Genomic DNA, 9635 nt, shown 5'->3' with positions numbered 1-9635 from the left:
CAGGGGCGGAAGGACTTGGGCATGCCCCATTCTCCAGTCCAGATCCATTGCAGTCACAAGGATCTGGGCAGATTCATGGGCGTCCGTGGAGAGATCAGGTCGCGATCTACGCGCAACAGGCTCCTAGCCGCAATTCAAGCCATATCCCTGCGAGCATATCAACGATTACCATGCAGGTCATCCCCGCCAGCCCGTTGGCGAGGAAGGCAAGTCCGCCCAGGGCAGTGGCGCCCAGGTAGAGGCCAGCCACACGCCCATGGGGCCACCCCGCCTGATTCAGGCGCTGGAACAGATGAAGGCGGTGGGCCTCAAAGACGGGCTGCCCGTCCGCTGCCCGGCGCAGCACGCAGATCAGGGCATCGGCGAGCAAGGGAAATCCAACCAGCAGAAGCCCCAGGGCAGTGGCGGGATCCGTCGCCTGCAGCACCGTTCCTGCAAAGGCAGCCCCCAGGAAGGTGCTGCCCACATCGCCCATGAACACCTTGGCCGGGCTCCAGTTCCACACCAGGAAACCCAGCAGGGCCCCCACGAGGCTCCAGGTTGCCGTCGCCCTGAACTGAAGGGCCGCCACGGTGAACACCACCGCCAGGCAGCCCGCCACCAGGCCGTCGAGCCCATCCATGAAGTTGATGAAGTTGATCACCGCCGTGGCGGCGATCAATACTATCGGCAGGAGCCACCAGGGGACGGCCAAAGAGGCCACGCTGAGCAGGCCGAGGCAGGTGAGCGTCTGGACCCCGTAGCGAAGGGCGGCTGGCAGATCGTGTTGGTCGTCGAGGAAGCCGGTGAGGGCCAGGGGCGCGCAGATCAGGGGCAACCAGCTCAGCCGGGAGGCGGCTCCGGGGGCTGCCGAGCCGTCACCGACCAGGGCCAAAACCAGGGACAGGCCGCAGGTCACGGCCACGAAGGACACCCCGCCCCCACGGGGTGTTGCCACCTGATGGGAGCTGCGGGCGTTGGGTTGATCCAGCAGGCGCCGGCGAAGCTGCGGCAGCAGGGCGCCCAGCAATCCCCAGCTCAGCAGGGCAGACAACACCGTCAACGGCCAGGCGGCCTGGGGGGTGTGGAGCCATGGCAGCGGAAGTGTCACCGGGCTCAGGGGGCCAACGGGTGGAGGGGGAAGGGTTCCGGCGGCCGTTGCAGGAGCTGATGGGCGGCCATGAAGCCGCTCAGATCCGCGCCCATCCTCAGCACCGCCTCAAAGCGTTTTGGTGACACCAGCAGCAGGGGCGCCGCGAGGGCGTAGATCAGGCGGGCCGGCACGGGAATCAGGGTGGTTCGGCCACCACGGTTGGCAAGCCGTTGCAGGCGCTCCAGCATCTCCTGGTAGCTCAGGGTGTCGTCGCCGCCGACCGGCAGATGGCGGGGCAGATCGGCGGATCCCCCACCCGTGGCCAGGGCTCGGGCGAGGTGCAGGGCCACCGCCGCCAGCTGGCTGCAATGGATCGGTTGGCGCAGGCCGGTGGGCTTCGGCACCGGCACCAACGGTAGGCGACGCAGCAGCGGCATCAGCCGGCTGAGGTTGCGATCGGTGTAGGTCCCACTGCGGCCGTAGATCAGGGTGGGAGCGAGGATCTGCCAGGCCAGACCATGGTGCTCACAGCTGGCTTGGAGCAGGGCTTCGGCCTGGCTGAGCCGCCGCACCAGGGCCCGATCGAAGCCGTTGCTGGCGTAGCGCTTGGTGAGCACCGACGAGGAGGAGCAGGCCACCACCCCCTGCAATCCCATGCTCCAGGCGGGTTGTGCGGCAAGCTGCCGGGCCAGGTAGGGCGCCAGGTGCCAGATCGGCGCGAAGCTCACGGCCACCAGCGGCTCCCCCTCTTGGGAGGGATCGGACCAGGCGGCTGCAGCGGCAGACGGCGCGCTGAGATCGCAGAAAAAGAAGGGCACGGCAGGGTGGTCGGGCGGTTGGCGGCGACCCGCCACGGCCAGCGCCAGGCCCTGGTCGCCGATGGCCTGGCGAAGACAGGCATCGCCGGCGGGGGTGGTGGCCCCGAAGATCAGCAGTCTGGGCATGGTTCGGCCTCCCCCCGCGAGTTCAGCCCGCGCAGCCTGGGCCTGACGGCGCTTCCCGCCCGTTGCAGATAGCGGAGCAGGAAGGGGCACCACCAGAGCAGCCCGAAGGCACGCCGGTAGGCACGCCGAACCTCCTGCAGGCGGCGCCGATGCTGAACGCCGCTGATGCCAGCTACGGCCATCTGGACCAGCTCCACCGGCAAGAGCTTGACCCTCAGCCCCTCGGATCGGGAAAGCTCCAGGAAGTAGTCGAGGTCGGCGGAGAGCCGAAAACCTGGGGTGTAGCACGCCAGCTGTTGGCGCGAGCCGGGGCCGATCAGGGTGGCCTGGTGGGGTGGGGTGGAGCCCAGGAAGAGCGACAGGCGGTAGGAGTGACGCCAGCGGAAGGCGGTGCGGCGGCCCGGCATCGGTTCGCCGTTGGCGTCCAGGGAGGCGTAACGCCCTTGCCCCACCAGCAGATCGCAGGCGGTGCTGGCGGCGGCGGCCTGCTCCAGGGCCGTCGGGCTGGCGGCCCAGTCGTCACTGCCCCAGAACAGCAGCCAATCGGAGGGGTTTGCCTGGGCGAAGCCCTGGTTCATCGCCCCGAAGATCCCCGGCGTGGCGGGATCCTGCTCCTGCCAGCTGAAGCGCTGATCCGACGCGCAGAGCTGCTGGAGACAGGCGCGGTGCTCGGCGCTGGAGGGCCCGTCGATGAACAGCACCCGCCAGTGGGGAAAGGTCTGGGCCCGCAGGGAGGCCACCAGGCGCGGCAGGAGAGAGTGGGAATCGAGGGTGGGAACAACGATGAGGATCGATGGACCCGGCGCGGACTCCCTGGCCTGCCGCTGCCCCACCGGCACGGCCGGGTTGCCCGCCATGATCTGGCCCGGGGCAACCCTGCCGGAGGCCACGGCACCCAGCCCGATCACGGCGGCTTCTCCCACCTCAGTCCCGGGAGCCAGAGAGGCCTTGGCGCAGATCCAGGCTTCTGCGCCGATCTGGATGGGGCCCACGGTCAGGTCGAAGCCGGGGCTGCGGTAGTCGTGGTTGCCGGTGCAGAGGAAGGCCCCCTGGGAGAGGCAGACCCGATCCGCCAGCGTCACTGGCGCAAGGTTGTCGATCCAGACGTTCTCTCCAAGCCAGCAGTGATCGCCCACCACCAGCCGCCAGGGAAACTTCACCCGCAGGCGGGGTTTGAGGCGGCAGCCGTTGCCGATCTGCGCCCCGAAGGAGATCAGCAGCCAGCGGCGCCAGGGGGTCCCCGGCAGCTCCGAGGCGAGCAGCACCTGGCCGACCAGCAGCCAGAGCGCCAGCTTCCAACGCGGGGCACCGGGCGTCCAGTCGCTTGGCAGCCGGTAGTTCGCCAGGTCCTGCATCATCGGCTTGATCCGGCCAGCAGCCGGCGGTAGAGCTCCCGGGTCTGCTTGGCCACCTGGTCCCAGCTGTATTGGCTGCGCACCAGGCCTTCGCCCGCCTCCCCCATCTGGGCAAGCTGGAGGTCGCCAGCGGCGAACAGCCTGCCCAGGCCCACCACCAGCTGGGCCCCATCGGCGGCCACCGGCCAGGCGGCGCTGGCGCCGAAGGCCTCCGGCAGGTTGCAGGCCGGGCTCAACAGAGCCGGCAGGCGCCAGGCCATGGCTTCCAGGGCCGCCATCGGCAGCCCTTCGCTGAAACTGGGCAGCACGAAAGCGGAGGCTCCGGCGAGGCAGGCGTTCTTGGCATCACCGAAGCAGGGGCCGAGCACCAGGCAGCGTTCGACCCCCTCAGAGCTCACCCGGGCGGCCAGTCTTCCCCCATCGCCATAGCCCACCAGGGCCAGCCACCAGCCAGCTCTGGCGGCGGCCGTCGCCAGCTGGCTCCAGGCTTCCAGCAGGGGCCCGATGCCTTTCTTCGGGTGGAAGCGGCCCAGAAACAACAGCACCCGATCGCCCCGGGGCACCCGATCGCTCCAGGGAGGGGCGGCAAGCGGTTGACTTCGGTCGGGGATCGCCACACCATTGGGGATCACGGTGATCGGGGTGGCCAGCCCGAGGGCGGCCATTGCCTCGGCTTCGGCCGGACAGAGGGCCTGGAGGCAATGGGCGGTTTCAAGTGCTCGTCGTTCCCACAGCTGCCACACCAGGCGCTTCTTCCAGCGGCTGTTGGCCCGAGCCCAGGGGTCGAGCATGCCATGGGGAGCGATCAGCAGCGGCAGGCCCGAGGCGGCCAGGGCTGGGGCGATGCGGGTGGGGCTGCGCCAGAGGCCGTGGATGTGGAGAAGATCAGGGGCCGCCGTGCAGAGTTCACGGCGAAGTCGTCGATCGCGGCGAAAGCCTTTGAATCGATCAGCCGTGACCCATCGTGCCTCAAGGCCAGCCTGCTGCTGGGCTGCCACCAGTTCGGCCACGGCAATGGCGATGCCACCATCGGAGGCACCGGCACTGTGGCTGAGGTGAATGACATTCACATCAAGGGGAAGAGCCTGAGGTCGGCGGACCGGAGCCGCGGCCATAGAGCCAGAAAAGCGGCCAGACGGTAAAACCGAACAGCATCACCACCAGTGGAAGATAGCCGCGGCTCACCACCACGTAGAGAAAGCAGGCGGAAAGAATATAGATACACTGGGCGAAAAGTTCGTGTCGTCGGAGCAGAAACCAGTTCCAGAGACATCGCATCAACCAACCCAGGAGCACACTGAGGCCGATCAGTGATGGCCAACCCGCCATGAGATAGTATTCAGCATAGTTGAGAATGGCCGATCCAGATGCACGGTTGGCACTGCCATAAAAAGCAGCTGTTGCGTTCGTGACGTATTCGGCGGATTGCTTGTCAGGGTAAAATTCTCGAGGAATAGGAAACAGCAGGGTGGCAACCAGGGGATCAACACCCACAAACGGATATCCTTTGGGAGTGGTCTGCATCACGCCGCCAGTAGTGAAGAATACACCGCTCTCCACTAACCCTGAGTCGAAATAGTCCTGGGCCGTTCGGCCTTCAAGCGACGAGGTATTCAAGCCCTGTCCATAGTCCCTGGAGAGTCCAATCAATCCTGAAACCAGAATTAAGACCACCACCGCTGCCGCCACCACCGCAATCCCAGGACGTTGGCGTCGTACGAGGAACCAGAGCAGAACCATGGGCCCCACCAGGATCGCAAGGCGCCATCGGAAGCCCAGGGAGGTGTAGATCCCCACGGCAATCAGCAGCCATCCGATCAGGGCCGGCGTATGGCGACGGGTGCGAACCCAGCTCGCCCAGATGAGAATGATCCCAGGGATGAGGAGGTTCACCGCATAGGCGAAGTAGTTGGCGATCGCCCCCAGATCCAGGCCGGTCTCCTGCTGGACTGCGCCGTCGGGGACGGGGCTGATCAGGCTGAAGATTCTCCACCCAACCACACAGGTGAACATGACCAGACCCAGCACGCAAAGCCGGGTTCCCAATCGATGCAATCCCTCGGGCTCGGGATCGAGCAAAAAATGCTTCTGGAATCGTGGCGTGTCTAACTGATTGAAGCCCACCAGCACCGAGGCGTAGAACACAACTGCCCCACCCCAACCCCATATCATCGCATCGCGAATGTTGATGCCCCGGTCGAACCATTCACCTTTGGCCAGGGCCAGAAGCGGCCCTAGCAGGCAGTAATAGGACAGCACCATCGCCAGGATGATGGTGGGCGAATAGATCTCGATCCAGTCAGCGCTGCCCAGGGCCCGCTGCACCTGCCAGCCAATCAGGAGGATCAGGCCACCCACCAGGAGGAATTCATCGAGGCTGAGCTGGCTGGGATCGGTCATGGCTGGTGGCTGAGCAAACGGGCCAGAAGCGCACCATGGCGGGCCTGGCTGCGTTGTTTGGGGTGTGTCGTTCGGGCCCAGGCCACCGCTTGCGCCAGCCCCTCAGCAAAGCTTCGCGGATCGAATCTTTTCAGTTTTTGGCACCCGGCTGCCACCATCATTGAACGTTCGCTTCTTGATTGAGCTTCAGCCTGATGCAACAGTGCCGTGAGGACCTGGGGCTGTTCGGGGTCGAACACCCACCCAGAAACCCCTGGATCGATCAGATCCATGCAGCAGCCGGAATTTGCGCTCACGATCACCGGCAGACCGGCGGCCATCGCCTCATTCACGACCAGGCCCCACTGGTCGCTGTGGCTGGCCAGCACAAAGCACGAGGCCCGGCCGTAGGCCTCCTGGAGGGGTTCCAACTGCAGGAAAGGGTCGATGCGAACACGGCTGGGATTGGGCAGGCAGGCAATGGCGGAGCGGATTTCCAACTCCAGTGGGCCGGCACCGATCAGGCGGAGTCCCCAGGATCCCCCCTGTTGCTGGTAGGCCCCGAAAGCAGCCAGCAAGCCACTGTGGTTTTTCTTCGCCACGAAGCGGCTGACACACAGGAAATGGGGATTGGAGAGAATGGGCAGGTCGTGGAGCTGGTGGCTGCGGGCACGCTCGGCCCCAGCCGCAAACGCCCCGTTGTCCACCACATCCCAGGGCTGAAAGATGCCAGGAGCTGGAAAATCCAGGGTTTCCAGGTAGGCGCGGCTTTCGCTGCCGGCCACCAGGGCCGCTGCATAGCTGTGCAACAGTTGCCGCTTGAGCCATTCCTTCGGCCAGGTGCGAGGTTCGTCGCGCTGGCGGCTGTCGGAGATCAGCACCACCGGGATGCCCCGGCGATGGGCCTGCCAGATCAGGCGGTGGTAGGCCCGGTCCAACCACCCTGTGGTCACGACCACCGCCGGTTGGAGGCGGTTGAGCAGGGCCTGGAGTTGCCGATCCAGCAGCGGATTGGCGGCATCCCGATCGGGATCGGCAGCGCCCCGGAGCTGGTGCCTGCCGTAGTTCCCCGTCGGCGTAAATTCCCAGGGATACTCCTGGCTGGCCGGGCGTGTTTCCAGTACCTGGAGGTCCATCAATGCTGTCGCCGCCTGGAACCGGATGTCGTGATAGGGGCCGATGCGGTGCAGTGCTGCTAGCACTGTGATTCGCCGAATTGAGGCTACAGACGCTTCCAACGTCAGCGATCTATGTGATGTTCTAACTGATCCCATCCATTTGTGTAAAAAGCATTCAACATGTTCATTGATCACGCCTCGTTTGCTGGGTCAATCGTAGCAGTTGAGGTAAAATCCGAGTAGGCAGGAACTGCTCCGCTTGGCGCCTACAACGTTGGCGCTGCTCTTCTCTCTGGCTGGGCGTGAAGCCCAGCGCCTTGCAGCAAGTAGCAGTGATTGAATCAGCCGAAGCCGGGTTAAACAAAAGTGCCCCTTCTCCAGCCACTTCCTCCAATGCGGGTCCCCGGCTCACTAAAACGGGTGTGCCCAATGCCATTGCTTCCAGAACGGGCAGACCAAATTCTTCGTGAAACGAGGGCCACACCAGGGCGGAGGCAGTGCGGATTAAATCGTCCAGAGCTGATCGCTCTAAACGCTCCCCTTGGGCAACCACACCCTCGGGACAGGAAGCCTGCTCTTCAGTTGTGAGGTTGCTCCTCACAACCAGCTGGGAGTGGGGGAAGCGTTCGCGGATGATTGGCCAGGCATTCAGCAACCCTTGGAGATTCTTGGTGGGCAAGTGAACACCGATGAAAAGCAGGTGAGGCCTCATCGGAGAAATCTCTGATTCATCCAGCACTGGATCTGGCCAGAAGCAATTTGGCACCACCGCAAGGCGTGAGCGAGGCAATCGCAGAACCTGATTGATTTCACCGGCGGAGTGCTCGTACACGGTGATCGGTCGTTCTGCAATTCTTGCGTACATCCAGGAACCAACTAGAATCTGCAATCGCTTCCAGGGTTTCCAAATCGATCTGACATGAGAGGGGCGGGCACAGTGAGCTGAGCGACGTCATGAATCATGTGCAACATCGGCGTTCCGGCAAGCCAAGCGCGCTGGGGAAGCCCATAGAATAGACGAAGAAACTAATCCAAGTGAAAGGAGCATAAAGCTGAATCAATAAACCTCAAGTAAGCCCAGCGCTCACTAGACCCATGGCAATTTACCAAAATTGTAGTTATATTCAAGCATTTCAGCCATGACTGGGGAGCCAATAATGGCTGCACATGGAAGAGAAAGTAATGCACAGGGTGCATTTCTTCCCCATTTGCCTTGAGCAACTCTCTCAATAAGGCGCCATGAGGATTACCCCACTCAATCACAAACCGAGCGTCGATTCCAACCCGCGAAAATTTAAAATTCTTCATTTAGAATAACACGTTAAGCAATCGCTCCCCATAGCTCTTCCAGGTGAACTCCTGAGCTCGCTGCCTGGCCGCCGCCCCCATCCGTTCCCGCAGGGTCCGATCCTCAAGTAACTGGTGGATACGTTCTGCCAGAGCCTGAGCATCGCGAATCGGCACGATAAAACCGTCCACGCCATCGCGCACCACTGAGCCGCAGTGGGGGGTGGTGATCACGGGAACGCCGCAGGCCATGGCTTCAAGGTGCACCAATGCCATGCCCTCTGCCAGGGTTGGGAGCACAAACACATCGGCCCGGCGGAATTCCTCGCGCACCTGGCTGCGGGGCACCTGGCCGAGGTAGGTGGGCCCCTCAAACAGGGGAAGGCTGAGATCCACTTGGGGCGGCCCAGCCACATGGCACTCGAAGGCCACACCCCGGGACTGGAGCAACCGGCAGCTCTCAGCCAGGACGTGATTCCCCTTGCGTAGGCCCACCTGGCCCACGAACAGAATGCGTCCAGGCTGTGGATCGGGCTTTAGATCAAACCAGTGCTCAGGGATGCCGTAGGGAACCACGCTGATCTTGGCCGGATCACAGCCCAGAGCGATCGTGCTTTGGCGGCAGTACTCCGATGGCACCAGGACCTGATCACTGAGGGCCCACTTCTGCCGATCGCGCGCGATGCCGTCTTCAACCACCACTTCCTTCTCACCATCTGGCTCAATGCCGGGGAATCGCCGCCTCTCCTCCTGCAGGATTCGGCCCACGTCAGCACCGATGATCAGCTCATGCACCACATGCAGTCCAAGCTCCTTGGCGCGCTGAACGGCCTCAAGGTCGTTGTTGATGAAGTTGGTGTAGAGCGCATTCGCCCCAGCGAAGCGCTCCCGGCAGGCTCGCTTGAGCACCTGGGAATCACTGCTGCCGCCTCGGTGCGCCCCGGTGAGGCTGGCAAAGGGCTGGTCTCGCACCAACTGGCGCGGCAGATCAGCTGGCAGTTGGCGACCTAACAGACGTCTGAGGGGTTTGGGTTGCAATCGGAGGGGCAAGAGCGCCTTCATCGCCTGTAGCGGCCAGTGGCTGCTATGCAGATCGGTATAGAAGGCGGCTAAGGACTTGGAGCGAGCCAACAGGGTCGGCACGGCATAGTGCATGCGAGCACCGGCCTGCAGCACGGCAAAGCGCCGCGCCCACGTGGAGGCCTCAGCCATGGAACTCACTGCATCCCACACAACCGCCGCGCTGCTAGATCGAGAGCGCTGGCATGGATGGCGAGCACGTTGTCATCTTCGCGGTGTGGATGGGCAGCATAGGAATCGGGCATAAACGGCACAAGGCGGTTGGTGGCTGGTCCCCCTCTGCCAGGAAAGATGAAGCCTCTCCATCCCGACCATTCCAATCACCAGGGGGCCTGATGGAACCGACCAATGCGTCCATACAGCGAGGCCGTCAAGGCTGATGTCCGCCGGCGGATGGGGC

General features: G+C 63.8%; 8 protein-coding genes. All 8 read right to left on the bottom strand.

Features of this window, described 5'->3' with window-relative positions:
• Nucleotides 1-106: 106 nt before the first annotated feature.
• The 8 genes from KBY66_RS15365 to KBY66_RS15330 all read right to left on the bottom strand — a co-directional run bounded on the left by KBY66_RS15365 (nt 107) and on the right by KBY66_RS15330 (nt 9367).
• A complete protein-coding gene (locus KBY66_RS15365) occupies nt 107-1090 on the bottom strand; it encodes an MraY family glycosyltransferase (protein WP_255090497.1) in 984 nt (327 codons plus the stop codon).
• Between the two features lie 5 nt (nt 1091-1095).
• Nucleotides 1096-2016: a hypothetical protein gene (locus KBY66_RS15360; RefSeq protein WP_255090496.1), complete on the bottom strand. Its 921-nt coding sequence runs from the start codon at nt 2014-2016 to the stop codon at nt 1096-1098.
• The gene (locus tag KBY66_RS15355; RefSeq protein ID WP_255090495.1) at nt 2001-3374 is read right to left on the bottom strand and encodes a WcaF family extracellular polysaccharide biosynthesis acetyltransferase; all 1374 of its coding nucleotides are present in this window, start codon (nt 3372-3374) and stop codon (nt 2001-2003) included. The genes KBY66_RS15360 and KBY66_RS15355 overlap by 16 nt, the downstream gene beginning before the upstream one ends.
• Entirely contained in the window at nt 3371-4441 is a 1071-nt protein-coding gene (locus KBY66_RS15350) for a glycosyltransferase (protein ID WP_255090494.1), read from the bottom strand. The genes KBY66_RS15355 and KBY66_RS15350 overlap by 4 nt, the downstream gene beginning before the upstream one ends.
• Nucleotide 4442: 1 nt before the next feature.
• A complete protein-coding gene (locus KBY66_RS15345) occupies nt 4443-5771 on the bottom strand; it encodes a hypothetical protein (RefSeq protein ID WP_255090493.1) in 1329 nt (442 codons plus the stop codon).
• A complete protein-coding gene (locus tag KBY66_RS15340) occupies nt 5768-6952 on the bottom strand; it encodes a glycosyltransferase family 4 protein (RefSeq protein ID WP_255090492.1) in 1185 nt (394 codons plus the stop codon). Before KBY66_RS15340 ends, KBY66_RS15345 begins: the two co-directional genes overlap by 4 nt.
• A 100-nt stretch (nt 6953-7052) precedes the next feature.
• Nucleotides 7053-7700, bottom strand: a complete 648-nt coding sequence (locus KBY66_RS15335) for a glycosyltransferase (protein WP_255090491.1) — start codon at nt 7698-7700, stop codon at nt 7053-7055.
• 476 nt (nt 7701-8176) lie between these two features.
• Nucleotides 8177-9367 carry a glycosyltransferase family 4 protein gene (locus KBY66_RS15330; protein WP_255090490.1) on the bottom strand — a complete coding sequence of 397 codons (1191 nt, stop codon included), beginning with the start codon at nt 9365-9367 and terminating at the stop codon, nt 8177-8179.
• Nucleotides 9368-9635 lie beyond the last annotated feature (268 nt).

The organism is Synechococcus sp. Tobar12-5m-g (genome assembly GCF_024345415.1).
Classification (GTDB): domain Bacteria; phylum Cyanobacteriota; class Cyanobacteriia; order PCC-6307; family Cyanobiaceae; genus Regnicoccus.
Note: the sequence above shows the minus strand (reverse complement) of the source record. Positions and strands in the feature narration are given on the sequence as shown.

What these genes read in the sequence shown, in the direction of transcription:
- KBY66_RS15360 (WP_255090496.1), bottom strand. Translation starts at nt 2,016, where the DNA reads ATGCCCAGACTGCTGATCTTCGGGGCCACCACCCCCGCCGGCGATGCC.
- KBY66_RS15355 (WP_255090495.1), bottom strand. Translation starts at nt 3,374, where the DNA reads ATGATGCAGGACCTGGCGAACTACCGGCTGCCAAGCGACTGGACGCCC.
- KBY66_RS15345 (WP_255090493.1), bottom strand. Translation starts at nt 5,771, where the DNA reads ATGACCGATCCCAGCCAGCTCAGCCTCGATGAATTCCTCCTGGTGGGT.
- KBY66_RS15330 (WP_255090490.1), bottom strand. Translation starts at nt 9,367, where the DNA reads ATGGCTGAGGCCTCCACGTGGGCGCGGCGCTTTGCCGTGCTGCAGGCC.